19 protein-coding genes are annotated in these 21,789 nt (G+C 72.3%); 2 read left to right on the top strand and 17 right to left on the bottom strand.

Annotated features, from left to right (window positions below):
- Positions 1-24 precede the first annotated feature (24 nt).
- Together AC6JBM_RS55060 and pyrR are read right to left on the bottom strand one after the other, a co-directional pair.
- Positions 25-939, bottom strand: a complete 915-nt coding sequence (locus AC6JBM_RS55060) for an aspartate carbamoyltransferase catalytic subunit (RefSeq protein WP_350612588.1) — start codon at positions 937-939, stop codon at positions 25-27.
- Positions 936-1,505: a bifunctional pyr operon transcriptional regulator/uracil phosphoribosyltransferase PyrR gene (pyrR, locus tag AC6JBM_RS55055; protein ID WP_497981395.1), complete on the bottom strand. Its 570-nt coding sequence runs from the start codon at positions 1,503-1,505 to the stop codon at positions 936-938. Before pyrR ends, AC6JBM_RS55060 begins: the two co-directional genes overlap by 4 nt.
- A 191-nt stretch (positions 1,506-1,696) precedes the next feature.
- Between pyrR and bldD the strand changes: the two genes are divergently transcribed.
- A complete protein-coding gene (gene bldD / locus AC6JBM_RS55050) occupies positions 1,697-2,185 on the top strand; it encodes a transcriptional regulator BldD (protein ID WP_033356835.1) in 489 nt (162 codons plus the stop codon).
- 156 nt (positions 2,186-2,341) lie between these two features.
- On the opposite strand, the gene nusB is transcribed toward bldD, so the two are convergent.
- Positions 2,342-2,749, bottom strand: a complete 408-nt coding sequence (nusB, locus tag AC6JBM_RS55045) for a transcription antitermination factor NusB (protein ID WP_497986747.1) — start codon at positions 2,747-2,749, stop codon at positions 2,342-2,344.
- 124 nt (positions 2,750-2,873) lie between these two features.
- Complete coding sequence (gene efp, locus AC6JBM_RS55040; RefSeq protein WP_497981394.1) at positions 2,874-3,431, bottom strand: elongation factor P; 558 nt, start codon at positions 3,429-3,431, stop codon at positions 2,874-2,876.
- A 191-nt stretch (positions 3,432-3,622) separates the two neighbouring features.
- Here efp and mptB point away from each other — a divergent pair, with 191 nt between their 5' ends.
- Complete coding sequence (mptB, locus tag AC6JBM_RS55035; protein ID WP_497981393.1) at positions 3,623-4,975, top strand: polyprenol phosphomannose-dependent alpha 1,6 mannosyltransferase MptB; 1,353 nt, start codon at positions 3,623-3,625, stop codon at positions 4,973-4,975.
- Positions 4,976-5,108: 133 nt separating this feature from the next.
- Here mptB and aroB read toward each other — a convergent pair whose 3' ends face one another.
- From aroB to hisS, 13 genes are all read right to left on the bottom strand, one after another.
- Positions 5,109-6,167, bottom strand: a complete 1,059-nt coding sequence (gene aroB / locus AC6JBM_RS55030; protein WP_497981392.1) for a 3-dehydroquinate synthase — start codon at positions 6,165-6,167, stop codon at positions 5,109-5,111.
- A complete protein-coding gene (locus AC6JBM_RS55025; RefSeq protein ID WP_497981391.1) occupies positions 6,164-6,661 on the bottom strand; it encodes a shikimate kinase in 498 nt (165 codons plus the stop codon). The genes aroB and AC6JBM_RS55025 overlap by 4 nt, the downstream gene beginning before the upstream one ends.
- Complete coding sequence (gene aroC, locus AC6JBM_RS55020; protein WP_497981390.1) at positions 6,658-7,836, bottom strand: chorismate synthase; 1,179 nt, start codon at positions 7,834-7,836, stop codon at positions 6,658-6,660. The genes AC6JBM_RS55025 and aroC overlap by 4 nt, the downstream gene beginning before the upstream one ends.
- 55 nt (positions 7,837-7,891) lie before the next feature.
- Complete coding sequence (locus tag AC6JBM_RS55015; RefSeq protein ID WP_497986746.1) at positions 7,892-8,677, bottom strand: shikimate dehydrogenase; 786 nt, start codon at positions 8,675-8,677, stop codon at positions 7,892-7,894.
- A 15-nt stretch (positions 8,678-8,692) separates the two neighbouring features.
- A complete protein-coding gene (mltG, locus tag AC6JBM_RS55010) occupies positions 8,693-9,889 on the bottom strand; it encodes an endolytic transglycosylase MltG (RefSeq protein ID WP_497981389.1) in 1,197 nt (398 codons plus the stop codon).
- A 22-nt stretch (positions 9,890-9,911) separates the two neighbouring features.
- Positions 9,912-10,379, bottom strand: coding sequence for a Holliday junction resolvase RuvX (gene ruvX / locus AC6JBM_RS55005; RefSeq protein WP_350612604.1), 468 nt, complete (start codon positions 10,377-10,379; stop codon positions 9,912-9,914).
- 273 nt (positions 10,380-10,652) lie between these two features.
- Positions 10,653-13,313, bottom strand: a complete 2,661-nt coding sequence (alaS, locus tag AC6JBM_RS55000; protein WP_497981388.1) for an alanine--tRNA ligase — start codon at positions 13,311-13,313, stop codon at positions 10,653-10,655.
- Entirely contained in the window at positions 13,310-13,576 is a 267-nt protein-coding gene (locus tag AC6JBM_RS54995; protein WP_497981387.1) for a hypothetical protein, read from the bottom strand. The genes alaS and AC6JBM_RS54995 overlap by 4 nt, the downstream gene beginning before the upstream one ends.
- Before the next feature lie 52 nt (positions 13,577-13,628).
- On the bottom strand, positions 13,629-14,075 hold the full coding sequence (locus AC6JBM_RS54990) for a DUF948 domain-containing protein (RefSeq protein WP_497986745.1): 447 nt from the start codon (positions 14,073-14,075) through the stop codon (positions 13,629-13,631).
- A gap of 119 nt (positions 14,076-14,194) precedes the next feature.
- Positions 14,195-15,922, bottom strand: a complete 1,728-nt coding sequence (locus tag AC6JBM_RS54985) for a hypothetical protein (protein ID WP_497981386.1) — start codon at positions 15,920-15,922, stop codon at positions 14,195-14,197.
- A gap of 1,214 nt (positions 15,923-17,136) precedes the next feature.
- The gene (locus tag AC6JBM_RS54980) at positions 17,137-18,570 is read right to left on the bottom strand and encodes a replication-associated recombination protein A (RefSeq protein WP_497981385.1); all 1,434 of its coding nucleotides are present in this window, start codon (positions 18,568-18,570) and stop codon (positions 17,137-17,139) included.
- A gap of 25 nt (positions 18,571-18,595) precedes the next feature.
- Positions 18,596-20,419 carry an aspartate--tRNA ligase gene (gene aspS, locus AC6JBM_RS54975; protein WP_497981384.1) on the bottom strand — a complete coding sequence of 608 codons (1,824 nt, stop codon included), beginning with the start codon at positions 20,417-20,419 and terminating at the stop codon, positions 18,596-18,598.
- A 42-nt stretch (positions 20,420-20,461) separates the two neighbouring features.
- Positions 20,462-21,787 (bottom strand): histidine--tRNA ligase, encoded by a 1,326-nt coding sequence (gene hisS / locus AC6JBM_RS54970; RefSeq protein WP_497981383.1) that lies wholly within the window; start codon positions 21,785-21,787, stop codon positions 20,462-20,464.
- Positions 21,788-21,789: the final 2 nt, after the last annotated feature.

Genomic DNA, 21,789 nt, shown 5'->3' with positions numbered 1-21,789 from the left:
CGCCGAGCTGGGTGTTGGGGATGATCACGATTTTCCTCCGAGCAGCAGGTAGAGCACGGCCATCCGCACGGAGACGCCGTTGGCGACCTGTTCGACGATCGTGGAGCGGGCGGAGTCGGCCACCTCGGGCGCGATCTCCATGCCGCGGTTCATCGGGCCCGGGTGCATGACGATCGCGTGCTCGGGCAGGCGGCGCATGCGGGGCACGTCGAAGCCGTAGCGGCGGGAGTACTCGCGCTCGGAGGGGAAGTACGCCTGGTTCATCCGCTCCCGCTGCACGCGCAGCATCATCACCACGTCGGCGTCGGGCACCACCGCGTCGAGGTCGTAGCAGGTGCGGGCGGGCCACGCCTCGACCCCGACCGGCAGCAGCGTCGGCGGCGCGACGAGCGTCACCTTGGCCCCGAGCGTGTGCAGCAGCTGCACGTTGGAGCGCGCGACCCGCGAGTGCAGCACGTCGCCGACGATCACGACGTTGAGCCCGGCGAGGCGCCGGAGGCGGCTGCGCATGGTGTACGCGTCCAGCAGCGCCTGCGTCGGGTGCTCGTGGGTGCCGTCGCCGGCGTTGACCACGCTGCCGTCGACCCAGTTGGCGAGCCGGTGCGGCGCCCCGCTGGCCGGGTGGCGCACCACCACGGCGTCGGCGCCCATCGCCTGCAGCGTCAGCGCCGTGTCCTTGAGACTTTCACCCTTGGAGACGCTGGAGCCCTTGGCGGAGAAGTTGATGACGTCGGCGGACAGGCGCTTGGCCGCGGCCTCGAAGGAGATCCGGGTGCGGGTGGAGTCCTCGTAGAAGAGGTTCACCACGGTCCGGCCGCGCAGCGTGGGCAGCTTCTTGACCTCCCGCGCGGCCAGGCTCGCCATCTCCTCGGCGGTGTCCAGCACCAGGGTGGCGGTCGGCGCGTCGAGGTCGGCCGCGCTGAGCAGGTGCTTGATCATGCCCGGTCCCCCTTGCTCTTGATCAGGACGGCGTCGCTGCCGTCGATCTCGGCCGTCAGCACCCGCACGTTCTCGTCCATCGAGGTCGGGATGTTCTTGCCCACGTAGTCGGCCCGGATGGGCAGCTCGCGATGGCCGCGGTCGACCAGCACGGCCAGCTGGACGGCGCGGGGCCGGCCGAGGTCCTTGAGCGCGTCGAGCGCGGCGCGGACCGTGCGCCCGGAGAACAGGACGTCGTCGACGAGGATCACGCGGCGCCCGTCGAGGCCGCCGGGTGGAATTTCCGTGTGACCCACAGCACGCGTCGCGTGGAGCCGCAGATCGTCTCGGTAGAGCGTGATGTCCAACACACCCACCGGGACATCAAAGCCCTCGAACGCGGCGATCCGGGCAGCCAGACGGCGAGCCAGCGGAACGCCACGAGTAGGTATGCCCAGCAGCACCGTTTCGGCCGCTCCGGACGTCTTTTCCAGAATCTGGTGGGCAATCCGGTCCACCACACGGGCGACATCCGTCGCCGTTAGGATGGTTTTACCCAGCTCAGTGCCGGTTGTCGGGGACGACAAAACCAGACCTCCTTCCCCGCCTCTCCGGACGGGTCGTTAAAGGACGTCGAACGTCAACTACCCTAACAACCGCCCTGACCAGGGCAACGGAAGGGTCTCGACCACTTGACCCCGCGTCGTGCGCCAGTTACGGTCACGCTCCGTAGCGATCGCTGGGGAAACCCCTCAGGCCAGTGACTGGGAGTGTCCGTATGCCGTCTGAGTACGCCAAGTCTCTTGGTGCTCGCCTGCGCTCCATCCGACAGCAGCAGGGGCTGTCTCTGCAGGGTGTCGAGGAGAAGTCGGCCGGGCGCTGGAAGGCCGTCGTCGTCGGGTCGTATGAGCGTGGCGACCGTGCCGTCACCGTCTCTCGCCTGGCCGAGCTGGCCGAGTTCTACCGCGTGCCCGTCGCCGAGCTGCTGCCCGAGGGCAGCGGTGTGCGCCACGAGCCCACCAACAAGATCGTCCTCGACCTGGAGCGCCTTTACGACGCCGGCGCCGAGGACCTCGCCTACGTCGCCCGGTACGCCCGGGCCATCCAGCAGCAGCGCGGCGACTACAACGGCCGCGTGCTGTCCATCCGCGCCGACGACCTGCGCGCCCTGGCGATCGTCTACGACGCCTCGCCGTCGGGCCTGGTCGAGCGCCTCAACGAGCACGGCGTGCTGGTCACCGACCCGCGGAGCCTGTTCCAGAGCTGACAGCACGACGCAAGGGCCGCACTCGGGATCGAGTGCGGCCCTTTGCTCTTGGCACCGCGCAGTCGCAGGGCCAGGGCCAGCGAAGCTGGGCCCCGGCCCGAGTCGCCCGGGAGGAACGGTCCGCAGGTGACGCGGTCCGGGCCCCGGAAAGCACCCTCAGGTGGCGTAGTCCGCGATCCGGCCCAGGATGCCGTTGAGGAAGCGGGGCGAGTCGTCGGTGGAGAGCGTCTCGGCCAGTTCGACCGCCTCGGTGATCGCCACCGGGTTGTCGATCTCGTCGTTGTAGAGCAGCTCGTAGACGGCGATGCGGGCCAGGTTGCGGTCCACCACCGGCATCCGCTCCAGCGTCCAGCCCTCGGCGTAGCTGGCCAGCAGCTCGTCGATGCGGGCCGAGTGGTCCTCGACGCCCTCGACCAGGCGGACCGTGTAGGGCAGGTAGGACGGCTTCGGCTCCTCCAGGTTGGCCACGTAGGCGGCCAGGACCGACCCGCGCGACTCCTTGCGCAGGTCGGCCATGTACAGCACGTCCAGGGCCCGCTTGCGAGCCTTGCGGCGGGCCGTCATCTGGGCGGTGACGTCACCGCCCAGAAAAGAATTGTTCCCGGTCACGCCGCCTCCGCTTCGCTCCGGCGCCGCGACTTGGGCCTGCGCCCCTGGTGACCGGCCCCTCCGCTTCGCTCCGGACCGGTCACGCCCGGCCCAGGTAACGGCTGTCGCGGGTGTCGACCTTGATCTTCTCGCCGGTCGAGATGAACAGCGGCACGTTGACGGTCGCGCCGGTCTCGACGGTGGCCGGCTTGGTGCCGCCGGTGGAGCGGTCGCCCTGCAGGCCCGGCTCGGTGTAGGTGACCTCGAGGATCACCGAGGTCGGCAGCTCGACGTAGAGCGGCGCCTCCTCGTGCGTGGCGACGATCACCTCGGCCTCGGGGAGCAGGAACTTGCTCGCCTCGCCGACGACCCCGCCGGGAACGGTGATCTGGTCGTACGTGTCCAGGTCCATGAACACGAAGTCCTCGCCGTCGGCGTAGAGGTACTGCATCGTGCGCTTGTCGACGGTGGCGGTCTCGACCTTGGTGCCGGCGTTGAACGTACGGTCGACCACCTTGCCGGAGAGCACGTTCTTGAGGGTGGTCCGCACGAACGCGCCGCCCTTGCCCGGCTTGACATGCTGGAACTCAACGACGGTCCACAGGTCGCCGTCGAGGTTGAGCACCAGGCCGTTCTTCAGGTCGTTCGTGGATGCCATGTGATTCGACGTCACTTTCGTCACTGCCGGCCCAGCGGACCGGGAAGATGTGATCCCGAGCGGTACGCGGGAAAAGGCCCGGTGAAGTGTACCGGGAAGGCAGGAGTGGCCCGACGCAGTGTACCGGGCACAGCGGCCCGTGTTCATCTTTCCGTATCCATCGAGACACCTGACTCTGCCAGCGTGCCGGGGTGGGAAGACCGGACCTCCTCAACCGTACCCTGGGCTTCGCCGGATCCGTCGCCATCGCACTGGGCGGTCTGGCCGCCGGCGCTCTTCCCGAACGCGGTGACCCGTTCGCCCACTGGCCGGTGATCCGTGAGCTGCGGCACTTCCCCCTGGTGGCGATCGCGGCGGCCTACGTGGGGATCGCCCTGCTGTGCGGCGCCTGGCTGCGGCTGCGGCGCACGCTGGACGAGCACAGCCCGGCCGACCTCGTGCGGACGCTGCTGTGCTGGGCGGCCCCGCTGGTGCTCGTCCCGCCGATGTTCTCCCAGGACGTGTACAGCTACCTGGCCCAGGGCGCGATGGTGCACGAGGGGTTCGACGCGTACAAGTTCGGCCCCAGCACCATGGGCGGCCCCTTCGCCGCGGAGGTCCCCGCGATCTGGCAGAACACCCCGGCGCCCTACGGCCCGCTGTTCCTGCGCGCGGCCGCCGCCGTGGTCAACCTCACCGGCGAGCACGTGATGCTCGGCGTCTGGGCCTTCCGCCTGATCTCCCTGGCCGGCGTGGCCCTGGTGGTGCTGTGCCTGCCCGGCATCGCGGCGCGCGTCGGCGTCCCGCCTCAGCGGGCCCTGTGGTTCGGCGCCCTGAACCCGCTGCTCCTGCTGCACCTGGTGGCCGGCATGCACAACGACGCGCTCATGGTGGGCCTCATGACGGCCGGCATCTACGCCGCGCTCCGCCGCCACCCCGCGCTCGGCGCCGCCCTCATCAGCGCCGCCGCCCTGATCAAGGCCCCGGCCGCGCTGGCCCTGCTCACCGTGCTGGTGCTCGCCCCGCGCGCGTGGCTGCGCATCGGGGCGGCCGCGGCCGCGTCGGCCGCCGGGCTGCAGCTCGCGTCCGGGCTCGGCCTCGGCTGGATCGGCGCGATGCGCACCCCGACGTCGGTGCGCAACGGCCTGTCCTTCAGCACCGACCTGGGGCTGCTGCTCGGCGCGGTGGGCTGGCCCGAGCCGATGCAGATCATCCGCACGGCGGCCGCGGTGGCCGGCTGCCTGCTGGCGGGCTGGGCGCTGCTGCGCGCCCCGAACCCGGTGGCCGGGCTCGGGCTGGCGCTCAGCTCGATCATCCTGCTCGGGCCCGTCGTGCATCCGTGGTACCTGCTGTGGGCCTTCGTGCCCCTGGCCGCGGGCCTGCGCCGGGTGCCGCAGGCGGCCGTGTGGGGCTCGGTGGGCCTGGCGCTCTTCCTGCTCCCGACCGGCGCGCCGGGGTATCCGGAGGCGGTGGTCGCGGCGGTCGTCGGTACCGTGGCCGGGCTGCTCTACCTGCGGATGCGTCCACCGGTCGCGGCACCGCTGGCGGCCGTGCCCGCCGCCTGAGCACGCCGCACCCGACATGCCGGACACTGCGTGACACGACATGTCGGATTTATACCCTGACGGGGGATTATTGCTCGGGTCCGCCGGGGTCCGGACCGTCGCTCCCGCCAGGAATCCCGGCCTTCGAGGGTGGTTACGCCGCCACGGCGGTGTACGCGGCCCGCAGCAGCTCGTCGGAGGGACCCTCCAGCGTGCCGGGCGCCGCCAGCGCGTCGAGCACCACGAAGCGCAGCATCGAGCCGCGGGCCTTCTTGTCGACCCGCATCGCGGCGTGGAGGTCCTCCCAGGCGTCGGCCGGGTAGGAGACCGGGAGGCCGAGGCGCTCGAGGATGGCCCGGTGCCGATCGGCCACGTCCGCGCCGAGGCGGCCCGAGAGCCGGCCGAGCTCGGCGGCGTAGACGAGGCCGACGCTGATGGCGTGGCCGTGCTTCCAGCGGTACCGTTCCCGCCGCTCGATCGCGTGGCCCAGCGTGTGGCCGTAGTTGAGGATCTCGCGCAGGCCGCTCTCGCGCAGGTCCTCGGAGACCACGCGCGCCTTGACGGCCACGGAGCGCTCGATCAGCTCGGCGAGCACGTCGCCGCGCGGGTCGAGGGCCGCGGCCGGGTCGGCCTCGACGAGGTCCAGGATCACCGGGTCGGCGATGAAGCCGCACTTGACGATCTCGGCCATGCCCGCGAGCAGGTCCTCGGCGGGGAGGGTGTCCAGGGCGGCCAGGTCGCACAGGACCCCGGCCGGCGGGTAGAACGCGCCCACGAGGTTCTTGCCGGCCGCGGTGTTGACGCCGGTCTTGCCGCCGACGGCCGCGTCGACCATGCCGAGCAGGCTCGTCGGCACCGTCACCAGGCGCACGCCGCGCAGCCAGCACGCCGCGACGAAGCCGGCCAGGTCGGTGACCGCGCCGCCGCCGACCCCGACGACCGCGTCGGTGCGGGTGAAGGCGGCCGCGCCGAGCTCGTCCCAGCAGCGGGCCGCGACCTCGATGTCCTTGCCGGCCTCGGCGTCGGGGACCTCGATCGGCAGCACCGTGGCGCCCGCCGCGGTCAGGGCGGCCTCGATGCGGGCCGCGTGCGCGCGCACCGGGCCGGCGAAGATCACGGCGACCTGATTGGCCCCCTTGACCAGGTCCGCGACGGCGTCACCGGCACCGCGGCCGATCTGCACGGCGTAGCCGGACACGTCGACGAGCTTCATACCGCCGCCGCCAGCTGCTCGGCGATCTCCTCGGGCGTGCGGCCGCCGGTCGGCACGGTCACGGTCGCCACCTCCTCGTAGAGCGGGCGGCGCTGGTCGAGCAGGTGCTTGAGCGTGGCCCGGGGGTTGAGGGCGAGCAGGGGGCGGCCGGCGCCGAGGCCGACGCGGGACAGGGCGTCGGCGAACTCGACGGAGAGGTACACGACCGTGTGCCCGGCCAGCGCCTTGCGGGTCTCCTCGGCCATGATCGCGCCGCCGCCGAGGGCGAGGACGCCGTCGAAGCCCTCGAGGGCGGACCGGATCGCGGCGCGTTCGAGGGCCCGGAAGTGCTCCTCGCCCTCGTCGAAGAAGATCTCGGGGATGGGCTTGCCGGCCTCGGCCTCGATGAGGGCGTCGGCGTCGGCGAACGCCACGCCGAGGTGCCCGGCGAGCAGCTCCCCCACCGTGGTCTTCCCGGCCCCGGGCGCGCCGACGAGCACCGCGCGCGGGCTCACCTGATCACCAGGTTCTCGAGGTAGCCGGTCAGGTTGCGGCGGATCTCCGGCACCGAGTCGCCGCCGAACTTCTCCAGCGCCGCCTCGGCCAGCACCAGGGCGACCATGGCCTCGGCCACGACGGCCGCGGCCGGCACGGCACAGACGTCCGAGCGCTGGTTGATCGCCGTCGCCGCCTCGCCCGTGGTCACGTCGACAGTCTGCAGGGCGCGGTTCAGCGACGAGATCGGCTTCATCGCGGCGCGCACGCGCAGGGGCTCGCCGGTGGTGATGCCGCCCTCGAGGCCGCCGGCACGGTCGGTGACGCGCTTGACGCCGTCGGGGGTGTTGACGATCTCGTCGTGGGCGACCGAGCCGCGCGAGCGGGCCTGGGTGAACGCGTCGCCGATCTCCACGCCCTTGATCGCCTGGATCGACATGAGCGCGGTGGCCAGGCGGGCGTCGAGCTTGCGGTCCCACTGCACGTGGCTGCCGAGGCCCGGGGGCACGCCGTACGCCAGCACCTCCACGATCCCGCCCAGCGTGTCGGCGTCCTTCTTGGCCGCGTCGACCTCCTCGACCATGCGGGCGCTCGCCTCCGGGTCGAGGCAGCGCAGCGGGTCGGCGTCGATGCGCTCGAAGTCGTCGGGGGTGGGCAGCAGACCGGGCTTGGCCGCGACCGAGCCGAGCTCGATGACGTGCGAGACGATCTCGATGCCGAGGGCCTGGCGCAGCATCGCCTTGGCGACCGTGCCCACGGCGACCCGGGCGGCGGTCTCGCGGGCGCTGGCGCGCTCGAGGATCGGGCGGGCGTCGGTGTGGCCGTACTTCTGCATGCCCGCCAGGTCCGCGTGGCCGGGCCGGGGCCGGGTCAGCGGGGCGTTGCGGGCCTGGGCGGCGAGGAGCTCGGGGTCGACCGGGTCGGCGGCCATGACCGTCTCCCACTTGGGCCACTCGCTGTTGGCCACCCGGATCGCGACCGGGCTGCCGAGCGTCAGCCCGTGCCGGAGTCCGCCGATGAACTCGACGACGTCCTGCTCGAAGGCCATCCGCGCGCCACGGCCGTAGCCGAGGCGTCGACGGGCGAGCTCAGCCGCCACGGACGCACTCGTCAGCTCCACCCCGGCGGGCACACCCTCGAGGATCGCGACGAGCGCCGGGCCATGGGATTCCCCAGCAGTCAACCAGCGCAGCACGCTCGCCAGTTTGTCACGTGCGTGTTACCCGGCGGCCCGCTGGGCCGCGGTGATCTCACCTGGTGGCGGTGAGGGCCGCGCGCATCGCGGCGACGGGCGCCTTGGCCGAGGTGAAGAGCTCGAACTGGTCCACCGCCTGCCACAGGAGCAGGTCCAGGCCCGAGACGATCGGGCAGCCCGCGTCCTGGGCCGCGGCCGCCAGCGGGGTCGGCCAGGGGTCGTAGATCGCGTCGAAGACCACGGGCCGCGCGGAGAAGTCCGCGACCGCCAGGTGGTCGGCCGCGCCCTTCGGGACCGTCGAGATCAGGACCGGGGCCGTGGCCGCCTCCGCGGCGGCCGTCCAGGGCTTTGCCGTCAGCTCCACGTCGAGGGCCTCCGCCACCGGGCGCAGCTCCTCGGCCGCCTCCGGGCGCCGCGTGTAGACCGTCACGTCCGCCGCCAGGCTGGCCGCGGCCGCGATCGCCGCCCTCGCCGTGCCGCCGGCGCCCAGCAGGGCCACGGCCGGTGTCCGGGAGACGCCGGCCTCCAGCAGGGCTCGCACCATGCCGGGGGCGTCGGTGTTGTACGCGTGCCAGCCGTACGGACGGCGCACGAGCGTGTTCGCGGCGCCGATCGCCGCCGCGAACGGGTCGACGAGGTTCGCGACCCGCAGGGCCGCCTCCTTGAGCGGCATGGTCAGGGAGAGCCCGGCCCACTCGGGGCCGAGCCCGCCGACCAGATCCGCCAGGGCGCTCTCGTCGCATTCGATGGCGTCGTACGTCCAGCCGCCCAGGCCCGCCGCGACGTACCCGGCGCGGTGGATCGCCGGTGAGCGCGAGTGGCCCACCGGCTTGCCGAGCACCGCGGCACGGGGCACCTACTTCACGCCGTTCTTCTGCGCCTGGGTCCACAGCGACTGGAACTCCGGGTACGTCTTGGCGTACGCGGTGTCGCCCTGCGTGTTGATGGCGAGGAAGTAGTAGTAGTCCGACTTCGGCGGGTTCATGGCCGCGCTCAGCGCGCTGTTGCCCGGATTGCTGATCGGGCCGCGCGGCATGCCGGGGAAGTCGTGCGTGTTGTACGGGTTGTTCTTGTTGTGGATCTCGCTGTTGAGCAGCTCGGTCGACGGCTTGGCGCCCTTGTTCGTGATGCGCAGGTAGTAGTTGACCGTGCTGTCGACCTGCAGGCAGTTGCACGGGAACTTGCCGCTGTAGACGCGGTTGTACAGCACCCGCACGATGCCGGCCTGGTCCTTGTCGAGGCCCTCGACCTGGGCGATCGACGACGCCACGAGCGCCTCGTAGGGCGAGATGTGCAGCGCGCTCTGGACCGTGTCGATGAAGCCGATCTTCTCGATCTCCTGGTTGAACCGGGCGACGATGATCTTCAGGATGCCGGCCGCGTCGACGTTCGGCGGGAGGTCGTAGGTCGCCGGGAACAGGAAGCCCTCGATGCCCGGGTCGCGCTCCTTCTTGTCCTGCCGCGTGTACCAGACGTCGCCGACGCCGAGCGCCTTCGGGTCCTTGGCCGCGTTCTCGAAGTCCGCGTAGGGGATCTTCGTGACGTCCGCCAGCTTCTTGAACGTGTCCTGCCAGGTCAGGCCCTCGGGCAGGGTCACCTTGTTCACGACGCGGCTGCGCGGGTCGAGCATGAGCGACAGCGCGGCCGAGGCCTTCATCTGCTTGCGGAGGCTGTAGAAGCCCGCCTGGAGCTTGCGGCTGCGCTCGTCGTTCTTGGCCGCCTCGATGAACGCCTTGGCGCTCTTGACGACGTCCTTCTCGACCAGGGTGTTGGCGATGTCGGCGGCGAGCTGGCCCTGGACGACCTCGACCGTCACCTCACCGGTGCCCCCGCCGTTGTAGTCGGGGGCGTTGAACATGTCCTTGACCTTGTCGATGCCGACCCACACACCCAGAGCGAGGCCGCCGACGACCAGCAGGCTGATGAAGAAGGCGAGGAAGGTCTTGCCGCCGCGGCCCTTCTTGCGCTTCCTGGCCGGGGCGGAGTTGGAGTTGGAACGGTGCCGGTGACGCGGCCGCTCCTCGTCCTCCCACGCCAGATCCAGCTCGTCCATCTGCACTCTGCCTCCTGGGCGCTCAGCCACGAACTGCTCCGGCACGCCTGGCGTCGAGCCAACCCTGCAGGATCTCCACCGCGGCCGCCTGGTCGACGACCGCGCGCTGGCGTTTGCCTCGGACGCCGCGCTCCGACAGCCTACGTGCTGCCGTGGCGGTGGACATCCTCTCGTCCGTCAGCACGACAGGCACCGGCGCCGCCGCGGCGGCCAGCCGATCCGCGTACTGCCTGATGAGGGTCGCCGCCGGACCCTCGCGGCCGGCCAGATTGATCGGCAGGCCCACGACGAGCTCGACGGCTTCGTATTCGGCGACGTACCGGAGAATCTCCGAGATGTCGGACGGCTGCTTGTCCGGCTCGGTCTTCTGGTCTCGCGCGACGGTGGCCACGGGGCTGGCGAGGATGCCGTCGGGGTCACACACGGACACACCGACCCGCACCGACCCCACGTCGATGCCGAGACGCCTTCCCCGAGTCCACTGCTCCACACGCGCACCCTAGCCGCTTCGCGCACCGTTGCGCGCCACCCCCCGCTCGCCCGGGTGCCCGTTACGGAAGACTTAAGACGGGCTTGAACCGTTGTCCGGACAGGGTTTTCCGGACGGTGACGCGGCCCGTGCGCGCCGCGTCACCGTCCGACACGCCGGTTGCGTGGACTGTCCCCCACTAGGGTGATGAGTCCGGTAATTCGGATTTCGGCGAATCGGCACGGACAGCAAAAGGGCGGCCCCTTCCGGGACCGCCCTCTTTTTTGCTGCTGTTTACAGGGCCTTCTCCACCGCGGCGAGCAGGTTCGGCGCCTCGGCGGCCGGGACGCCGCCGCCCTGCGCGAGGTCGGCGTTGCCGCCGCCACGGCCGGACAGGGCGCCCTTGACCAGGTCGCCCGCCTTGAGGCCGCGGTCCTTGCCGGCCGCGTTGACGGCCACGACCAGCGACGCCTTGCCGCCCGCCCGCGAGGTCACGGCCACGACGGCCGGGCGCTCCGCCGGGATGCGGCCGCGGATCTCCTGCACCAGCGTGCGCACCTCGTTGGCCGACGTGCCCTCGGGCGCCTCGGTGCCGACGAACGCGACGCCGCGCACGTCGCGGGCCCCCTCGGCCAGCGCGCCGGCGCCGGCCAGCACGACCTGCGTGCGCAGCTTCTCCAGCTCGCGCTCGGCGTCGCGCAGCTGGGCGACCGTCTGCTCGACGCGATCGGCGACCTGGTCGCCGGGCACGCGGAAGAGCTCCGCCAGCCGGGACACGAGCACGTGCTCGCGGGCCAGGTGACTGAACGCGTCCAGGCCGACCAGGGCCTCGACGCGGCGCACGCCGGAGCCGACCGACGCCTCGGAGAGGATCTTGACCAGGCCGAGCTGCGAGGAGCGCTCGACGTGGGTGCCGCCGCACAGCTCGCGGGCGTAGTCGCCGACCTCGACGACCCGGACCTCGTCGCCGTACTTCTCGCCGAACAGCGCCATGGCGCCGATCTTGCGCGCCTCCTCCTGCGAGGTGATGAAGGCGTGCACCAGCAGGTCACGCAGGAGCACCTCGTTGACCTGCTGCTCCACGTCGTGCAAAACGCTCGCGGGCACGGCCCCGGGGGTGTTGAAGTCGAAGCGCAGGCGGCCCGGGGCGTTGAGCGAGCCCGCCTGGGTCGCCGACTCGCCGAGGAAGTTGCGCATCGTCTGGTGGATCAGGTGCGTCGCGGTGTGCGCGCGGGACACGGCCCGGCGCCGGTCGACGTCGATCTCGGCGTACGCGGTGTCGCCGGGGTGGACCTCGCCGGCCACCACGCGGGCGCGGTGCACGATGAGGCCGGGCAGCGGCGACTGGACGTCGAGCACCTCGACCCGGCCGGCGCCGAGCGTGATGAACCCGGAGTCGGCGAGCTGGCCGCCGCTCTCGGCGTAGAACGGGGTCGCGTCGAGGATCAGCGAGACCTCCTCGCCCTCCCCCGCCACTTTCGCGCCGAGCAGGGAGCGGACCCGGGACTCGCGGGCGACCTCGCGGTAGCCGGTGAACTCGACCGGGCCGCCCTCCTCCAGCGCCGCGCGGTAGGCGGAGAGGTCGGCGTGGCCGGTCTTGCGCGCCTGGGCGTCGGCCTTGGCGTTGGCCTTCTGCTCGGCCATGAGCCGGCGGAAGCCGTCCTCGTCGACCCGCAGCCCCTGCTCGGCCGCGATCTCCAGGGTCAGGTCGATCGGGAAGCCGTAGGTGTCGTGCAGCTGGAACGCCTTGTCACCGGCCAGCAGCTTGCCGCCCTTGGCCTTCGTCTCGGTGACGGCCAGGTCGAGGATCGTGGTACCGGCGTTGAGGGTCTGCAGGAAGCGCTCCTCCTCGCCGTACGCGTACTGCGAGATCCGGTCGTACTCCTCGGCGACCTCGGGGTAGGACGGGGCCATGCAGTCGCGGGCGATCGGCAGCAGCAGCGGCAGCGCCGGGCCCTCCTGCCAGCCGAGCAGGCGCATCGAGCGGATCGCGCGGCGCAGGATCCGGCGCAGCACGTAGCCGCGGCCCTCGTTGCTCGGGATGACGCCGTCGGAGATGACCATGAGCGCGGTGCGCACGTGGTCGGCGATGACGCGCAGGCGCACGTCGTCAGGGTGGCTCTCGGCGGCGACGTGGGACACGCCCTGGCCGTAGCGCTTGCCGGTCAGCTCCGCGGCCTTGGCCAGGATCGGCTGGACCTCGTCGATCTCGTACAGGTTGTCGACGCCCTGCAGCATGGAGGCGATGCGCTCCAGGCCCATGCCGGTGTCGATGTTCTTGTTGGGCAGGTCACCGACGATGTCGAAGATCTCCTTCGACTTCACGTTGGTGATCTCGTGCTGCATGAAGACGAGGTTCCAGTACTCCAGGTAGCGGTCCTCGTCGACCTCGGGGCCACCGGCCTTGCCGTAGGCGTCGCCGCGGTCGTAGTACAGCTCCGAGCAGGGGCCGGCCGGGCCCGGGATGCCCATCGACCAGAAGTTGTCCTTCTTGCCGCGGCGCACGATGCGCTCGGCCGGCAGGCCGGTGCGCCGCCAGATGTCGATGGCCTCGTCGTCGTCGAGGTAGACGGTGGCCCAGATGCGCTCCGGGTCCAGCCCGAAGCCGCCGTCGGCGACGGAGTTCGTCGACAGCTCCCAGGCCAGCTTGATGGCGCCTTCCTTGAAGTAGTCGCCGAAGCTGAAGTTGCCGTTCATCTGGAAGAACGTGCCGTGCCGGCTGGTCTTGCCGACCTCGTCGATGTCGGGCGTGCGGATGCACTTCTGCACGCTCGTGGCCCGGCTGTAGGGCGGGGTGCGCTGGCCCAGGAAGAACGGCACGAACTGGACCATGCCCGCGTTGATGAACAGCAGGTTGGGGTCCGCGATCGCCGGCAGCGGAGCCGACGGCACCACCGTGTGCCCGTTGTTCTCGAAATGGGCGAGGAAGCGTCGCTTGATCTCGGCGGTTCTCATCGGTACTGCGGGCCTTCCGGGTAAAGGTCGTCATCGAGGGTCAGGCCGTCGGCGAACGCGGCCTGGATCTCGGCCTCGCGCTCGGCCATGCCGTCACGCACGTCGTCGACGAAGTTGCGCACTCCGGCGGCGATGCCCACGGCACCGTCCCGCGCCGACGCCGCGATGCCCTGCGGGGTGAAGGCCTGGGCCTTCTTGGTGACCGCCCGGACCACCAGCGCCCCGACGGCGAGTCCGATTCCGAGCCACAGCAGACGCCGCATGGCTCAACCCTTCCCTTGTTGTGTTGGTCGTACCTTCAGTCGGCCGCTTTGCTCAGCCGCGCTTGCGCCGCTGCTTGATCTGCTCGCGGACCTCGGCCTCGTCGGCGTCACGGCGCCGGTTGGCCGCGGCCTTGCGCACGCCGTAGCCGAACGCGGCGACCTTCACCAGCGGGTTGGCCGCGGCCGCACTGACCACCGTGGACAGGTTCGCAACGTTCGCGCTGACGTGCGACACGTTTTCGGTGATCGTGTCGATCCGCGCGAGCTGCATGTTGACCCCGTCGAGCGTGGTGTGCACCTGCGTCAGCGCGGTGTTCACGTTGTCGATGGTGGTGTTGACCCGCTCCAGCATCGGCGTGGTCTGGTTGGCGGCGTCGCGCAGCGCACCGGTGGCCGCGTCGATCGTGTGCCGCGCGCGCAGGATGGGCACGGCCAGCACGAGGACGAGCACGAAGAAGCCACCCGACGCCACCAGCGCCGCGATACCGCCCAGGGACACGGTCACGCCGTTCCTCCTCAACCCGCATGAATGCGTGATTCCAACGGAGGAACCCTACCCTCCGTGATGCATTGCCGCGCTTCGACCGGCGCAGGATGTGCGCTTTCACTTCGCGCGGTTCACGGGCCGGGTTGCCCACCGCCCCCGGGGTCGTAACTGATGCGATTGAAAACTTTGATCGTCGTGACGGCCAGCGGGCAGATCGCCGTCGGCGCCGGACCGGGATCGCCCTCGCCGCCCGGCACGGCCTCGGACGCCTTCGCCGACGGTTTCGCGGTCGGCGTCTTCGCGCCGGCGCTCGGGGGCGGGGCGGCGCTGATCGTCGGGCGGGCGCCCTTCACGTCGCAGACGGCGGCGCGGACCCACAGGTCGAGCACGTACTCGTCGCGCTGCCAGCACGTCTCGATGCCGTCCACGCCCTCGGCCTGGCAGTCGGGGATGCTCCACTCCACCCAGCCGGCATCGCGTAGCTTGCCCACGAAGGCGCGGTTGGTCTCGTCGGGCCCGCGCGCGGACTCCCACGTACGTTGGCGAGACCGGCACTCGTTGATGCACCACCGGCTGCCGACCGCCCCGTCGGTGGGGTTGCGAGCGGCCCACTCGGGCAGATCAAGATCATCGAGCTCGGCGAACACGGGATCGCGCGAGAGCTCGCGAATGACGAAGAACGCGGCCGGCGCACTGACGACGGCGAGCACCAGGAAGATGATCGTGAAGTACCGCAGCTGCCGCACCCGCTTGACCTGAGCCCGCTGCAGCAGCCCGAACGGCGCGATCTGCGTCGTAGACTCCCAGTCGAACGCGGCGGGCGAGCTGGCCGTGCCGCGATACGTGACCGGGTTGGGATCGAAGCGCGCGAGATCGACGAACGGCTTCGGCGGCGGGCCGTCGGCCTGGGACCGGCCACCGGGAGCCCTGCCGTTGCCGGGCGGGCCGCCTCCCTGGCCGTTGCCGGGTCCGCCACGGCCGCCGGGTCCGCCCGGGCCACCCTGGCCGCCTTGGCCGCCGCGGCCACGGGGACCGCCGGGACCGCCCTGACCCGCCCCGGGACCGCCACGACCGCCGGGGCCTTCCTGGTTGCCTTGGTTGCTCTGGTTGCCTTGGTTGCCCTGGCCGCTGCCGGGGCCGTTGCCGGGGCCGTTGGGGCCGCGGCGGCTCGGGGCCTCGGCGGGCATGCCGGCGCGGGTCTCACCGGTGCGCGGGTCGCCGCCTCGGACCTCGCCGGTGCGCTGGTCACGGCCCCGCCCGTCGCCACCCCGGACGTCACCGCCACGCTGATCGGAGCCACGCGCGTCGCCGCCCCGCTGATCGGGAGCGCGCAGGTCGCCGCCGCGCTGATCGGAACCACGTATGTCGCCGGTGCGCTGATCGGGGCCGCGCACGTCACCGGTCCGAGAGCCGCCACCGCGGACATCGCCACCGCGCACGTCGCCGGTGCGCTGGTCGGGGCCGCGCACGTCACCGGTCCGAGGGCCGCCACCGCGCACGTCACCGCCGCGGGCATCGCCGCCGCGCGGGTCGCCGCCGCGGACTTCGCCGGTGCGCTGGTCGGGGGCCGGGCCGGGGTGGCCGGTGTGGAAGGCGGCGGGCTCGTCGGGTTCGGCCGCGTGCCGGCGACCACCGCCACCGGCGGGACCGGCCGACCGCCGTCCGGCCGGGGGTTCGGTCTCGCCCCGGCGCGGCTCGGGCAGCGCATGGGCGGCCCGGCGTCCGGCCGGCGGCTCGGCCTCGGTTTCAGGCGCACGCCGACGCCCGCCCCCGGCCGGCGGCGCGGCGGGAGGTCCCGGAGGCGCCGAGTCGGACGGTGCCAGCGTGGCGGCGGCGGTGGCTTCCCAGGCGGCGGCCATCTCGCGAGCCGTACGGCGCCCGCGCGACCCGCCCTCGGCACCCCCGGCGGACCGCTGCTCGCGCCAAGGCTCGCGGGAGTCCGATGTGGACTCCCGATGGGGATCCGCGGCCGGCTCGCGCCAAGGCTCCGACGGATTCGCGGCACGAGCACCGGACGCCGACTCACGCCGCGGCTCCGCGACCGGCTCACGCCGGGGCTCCGACGGGCTCCCGGCACGAGAGCCGGACGTCGACTCACGCCGCGGATCCGACGGATTCGCGGCACGAGCACCGGACGCCGGCTCACGCCGCGGATCCGACGGGTTCGCAGGACGAGAGCCAGACGTCGACTCGCGGCGGGGATCCGTGGCGGACTCGCGGCGAGGATCGGCCGGCCGGGATCCCGAGGTGGACTCGCGCGTGGCTCCGCGGGGCACGCGCCAGGCCTGCGTCGCGTCCGGGTTCGCCGGAGCGGCGGGTGCGGCGGCGGCCGGAGGCGGCGGGGCGGCCTCGGTGGACTCGCGCAGCACGTCGCGCGGGGGACGCCAGGTCGGCATCGCCTCGGTGGCCGGGCCGGCGGCGTCGCGTGGCACACGCCAGGCCTGCGTCGGCTCGGCCGGCGGCGCGGGAGCCTCGGCACCCGACCGGGACGAACGGGAGCGCCCGCCCGACCGCCCCGACGGCGGCTCGGCATCAGGCGCGCCGGCACCGCCACCAAGGCCGGAACCGCCGGCGCCGGGACCACCAGGACCGCCGCGACCAGCACCACCGGGACCAGCACCACCGGGACCAGCACCACCGGGGCCGCCAGGACCACCGCCACCGGGACCCCCGCGACCAGCACCGCCGGGACCACCGCCACCGGGACCGCCGGAACCGCCGGGGCCACCAGGACCGCCGCCACCGGGACCGCCGCGACCAGCACCACCGGACCCGCCAGGACCGCCGGGAGGGAAGCCGCCGGAGTTACCGGGCGCGAAGCCACCAGTGCCGGGGCCCGCGTTGGCCGGGGCGTCACCGCGCGACTGCGGCGGCACCGCGCGGCGCGGATTCACCCCATCGAGCACGTCCGCCGCGGCCGGCGCGCCGTAGCCGGGGGCCTGGGCGCCGAAGTCGTCCGCCGGGTCGTTGCCCACGCCGCGCAGCTCGGCCAGCCAGCCGAGTTCGTCCTCGCTCGAGCCTGGATCGGCCTTGCCGCGGCCGCGCCGCTTCTTGGCCTCGTCTCGACCCGAACTCACCGGTGTCGCTCCTCCACGCTGCTGTTCGGCTCCGGAGCGTCACCTGCCCCGGAGGCTCCGGTCGCTCCGGTCCCCCGCACGATACGCCGCAGTTTGGGCAATCGTTCCGCCACGGCGCGCTCCGCGCCATGGCCCTTCGGGCGGTAGTACTCCCGGTCGCGAATCCCTTCCGGGGCGTACTCCTGCTGCACCACGCCGCGCGGATCGTCGTGAGGGTATTTGTACCCCTTCCCGTGCCCGACCCGGCTCGCCCCCTTGTAATGCGAATCGCGTAAATGCGCGGGAACTGCACCGCCGTGCCCGGAGCGCACGTCGGCCATGGCCGCGCCGATGGCCGCGACCACCGCGTTGGACTTCGGCGCGAGCGCGAGATGGATCACGGCCTGGGCGAGGACGATCTGGACCTCGGGCAGCCCGACGTACTCGACGGCGTGCGCGGCGGCCGTCGCGATCGGCAGCGCGGTCGGGTCGGCCATGCCGATGTCCTCGCTGGCCGAGATGACCATGCGCCGGGCGATGAACCGGGCGTCCTCCCCCGCCGTGATCATGCGGGCCAGGTAGTGCAGGGCCGCGTCGACGTCGGAGCCGCGGATGCTCTTGATGAAGGCGCTGACCACGTCGTAGTGCTCGTCACCGTCGCGGTCGTAGCGCAGCGCGGCCACGTCCACGGCCTTCTCGGCGGTCGCGAGGTCGACGGTGGCCATGTCCTGCGCGATCGCGGCCCCCGCGGCCGCCTCGAGGGCCGTGAGCGCCTTGCGGACGTCGCCGCGGGCCAGCCGTACCAGATGCGCCTCCGCGTCGGCGTCGAGCGACACGGCGCCGTCCAGCCCGCGGGCGTCGGTGACCGCGCGGTCCAGCAACGCGCGCACGTCGTCGTCGGTGAGCGGCTGGAGGGTCAGCAGCACGCAGCGCGACAGCAGCGGGGAGATGACGGAGAAGTACGGGTTCTCGGTCGTGGCCGCGAGCAGCGTCACGGTGCGGTCCTCCACCGCGGCCAGCAGCGAGTCCTGCTGGGTCTTGCTGAAGCGGTGCACCTCGTCGATGAACAGCACCGTGGGCGGGCCGCCGCGGCGGCGCTCCTTGCGGGCGGTGTCGATGACCGCGCGCACGTCCTTGACCCCGGCCGACAGGGCCGAGAGCGCGACGAACTTCCGGTCGGTGGATCCGGCGACGAGGTGCGCGATGGTGGTCTTGCCGGAGCCGGGCGGGCCCCAGAGGATCACCGACATCGGCGAGGCGCCGCCGACCAGCTGCCGCAGCGGCGCGCCCGGGGCCAGCAGGTGTTGCTGGCCGACGAGCTCGTCGAGGTTCGCCGGGCGCATCCGGACCGCGAGCGGCGCGTCGCCCGCCACCTCGGTGAAGCCGCCGGCGGCGCCCGGATCCCCGCCTGGGAGCTCCGGGCTGCCACCAACTTCGAACAAGCCGTCCACGGCCCCCGACCCTACAGTCCGGAGCTCAATTCGAGCGCTCGACCGGGACCTTCACGTCGGCCGGGACCGGGGCCTTGGGCTTGGCGTCGACGCCGGCCTCGGCCCGCTGCTCCTTGGTGATCGGGGTCGGCGCGCCGGTGAGCGGGTCGAAGCCGCCGCCGGTCTTCGGGAACGCGATGACCTCGCGGATCGACTCCGCGCCGGAGAGCAGCATGCAGATGCGGTCCCAGCCGAAGGCGATGCCGGCGTGCGGCGGCGGGCCGTACTTGAACGCCTCGAGCAGGAAGCCGAACTTGTCCGCGGCGTCCTCGGCGGAGATGCCGAGGATGTCGAACACGCGCCGCTGCACGTCGCCGCGGTGGATACGGACCGATCCGCCGCCGATCTCGTTGCCGTTGCAGACGATGTCGTACGCGTAGGCGAGGGCCTCGCCGGGCGACTCCTCGAACCGGTCGATCCACTCGCGGTTCGGCGACGTGAACGGGTGGTGCACGGCCGTCCAGCCCTTGGCTCCGCCCCCGGTGCCGCCGGCCTCCGGGTCGGTGGGCTCGAACATCGGCGCGTCGACGATCCAGCAGAACGCCCACGCGCTCTCGTCCACGAGCTTGGCCCGCTTGGCGATCTCGATGCGGGCCGCGCCCAGCAGTTCCTGCGCCTCGCGCCGCTCGGTCGAGGCGGCGAAGAAGACCGCGTCGCCGGGCTTGGCGCCGACCGTGTCGGCCAGGCCGCCAAGGTGCTCGGCGGAGAGGTTCTTGGCGACCGGGCCGCGGGCCTCGCCCGTCTCGGCGTCGAGCACCACGTAGGCCAGGCCCTTCGCGCCGCGCGCCTTGGCCCAGTCCTGCCAGCCGTCGAGCTCCTTGCGGGTCTGCGCGGCGCCACCGGGCATCACGACCGCGCCCACATAGCCGCCCGCGTCGATCGCGCCGGCGAAGACGCGGAACTCGGTGCCGCGCAGGTACTGCGTGAGCTCCGTCAGCTCCACCGAGTAGCGCAGGTCCGGCTTGTCGGAGCCGTAGCGCGCCATCGCGTCGTGCCAGGTCAGGTGCGGGATCTCGCCGTTGATCTCGTGCCCGGCGAGGTCGGACCAGAGCGCCCGGACGATCGACTCGCCGAGCTCGATGATGTCGTCCTGGGTCACGAACGACATCTCGATGTCGAGCTGGGTGAACTCGGGCTGGCGGTCGGCCCGGAAGCCTTCGTCGCGGTAGCAGCGGGCGATCTGGTAGTACCGCTCCAGGCCGCCGACCATGAGCAGCTGCTTGAACAGCTGCGGCGACTGGGGCAGCGCATACCAGGTGCCGGGCTGCAGCCGGACCGGCACCAGGAAGTCGCGGGCGCCCTCCGGCGTGGAGCGGGTCAGCGTCGGGGTCTCGACCTCGACGAAGTCCCGGTCGGCGAGCAGGTTGCGCGCGATCTGGTTGGCCCGGCTGCGCAGCTTCATGGCCTTGTGCGGGCCGGAGCGGCGCAGGTCGAGGTAGCGGTACCGGTAGCGGACGTCGTCACTTGCCGCCTCGCTGTCGTCGATCGGCAGGGGCAGCGGCGCGGCCTCCGAGAGCACCTCGAGCCCGGTGGCGACGACCTCGACCGCGCCGGTGGGCAGGTCGGGGTTCTCGTTGCCCTCGGGGCGCAGGCGCACCTCGCCGGTGACGAGCACGCAGTACTCGTTGCGCAGCGCGTGCGCGGCCTGCATCTCCTCGCGGAAGACGACCTGGACCACGCCCGAGGCGTCGCGCAGGTCGACGAAGATGACCCCGCCGTGGTCGCGGCGGCGGGCCACCCAGCCGGCCAGCGTCACGGTCGTTCCGGCGTCGGCGCCACGCAGGGTGCCGGACTCATGGGATCGGATCACGGGGTCTCCTTCGGCGAACTACGCAAAGTCACCCACATTCTTTCACTGCAGTCTCGGCGCCATGTCCTCGGCCGGGGGGGTCCACTCCGCGCTCGTGGCGGGCACCTGCTCGCCGGAGCGGATGTCCTTGACCTGATCGCCGCCCTCGGCCGAGGCGCTGGCCGGGAACCACACGAACGGGATGCCCCGGCGCTCGGCGTGGCGGATCTGCTTGCCGAGCTTCGCGGGGACGGGCGCGACCTCGGTGGCGATCCCCCGGGCGCGCAGGTCGGCGGCGATGCGGTTGCTGGTCGCCCGCTCCTCCTCGCTCCACAGCGCGACGAGCACCGCGGTCGGGGTGGGGCGGCTGACGGCCAGCTCGCCGGCGTCGAAGAGCAGGCCGAGCAGGCGGGACACGCCGATGGAGATGCCCACGCCCGGGAAGACGTCCTTGCCCGCGCTGGCCAGGTTGTCGTACCGGCCGCCGGAGCAGATGGAGCCGTACTGCTCGTAGCCGGCCAGCTCCGTCTCGTAGACGGTCCCGGTGTAGTAGTCGAGCCCGCGGGCGATCTTCAGGGTGGCCTCGACCAGGCCGGGGCTGTGCTCCCGGGCCGTCTCCACGACCGCGGCGAGCTCGCTCACGCCCTCGTCGAGCAGCGGGTGCTCGACGCCGAGCGCGCGCACGGCGTCGGCGAAGGAGGCGTCCTGGGCCCGGATCTCGGCCAGCGCGAGGCACGCCTTGGCCTGCGCCTCGCTGCCGCCGGCCGCCACGATGAGCTGGGCGACGGCGTTCGGGCCGATCTTGTCCAGCTTGTCGACTATCCTGAGGATTTCCTCGGGGTCGGAGAGTCCGAGGCCGCGGTAGAAGCCCTCGCACAGCTTGCGGTTGTTCACCATGATCTTGACCGGCGGGATCGGCAGCGAGCGCAGCGCGTCGCCGATGACCAGCGGGATCTCGGCCTCATAGTGGGGCGGGAGGGTGTCGCGGTCGACGATGTCGATGTCGGCCTGCAGGAACTCGCGGTAGCGTCCGGCCTGTGGCTTCTCGCCCCGCCACACCTTCTGGATCTGGTACCGCCGGAACGGGAACTGGAGCTTTCCGGCATTTTCAAGCACATAGCGGGCGAACGGAACGGTCAGATCGAAGTGCAACCCCAGGCTCACCTCGTCCTCGCCCTCGACGGCCTGGAGGCGGCGGAGGGTGTACACCTCCTTGGAGGTCTCCCCCTTGCGCAGCAGCTGGTCGAGCGGCTCGACGGCCCGGGTCTCCAGCGAGGAGAAGCCGTAGAGCTCGAAGGTGCGGCGCAGCCGGTCGAGCACCTGCTGCTCGGCGATGCGCTGGGCGGGAAGCCACTCCGGGAAGCCGGACAGCGGCGTGGGTCGGGTCATCG

It is taken from the genome of Dactylosporangium thailandense, from assembly GCF_059739745.1.
This window is presented reverse-complemented; position numbering and strand designations above follow the sequence as displayed.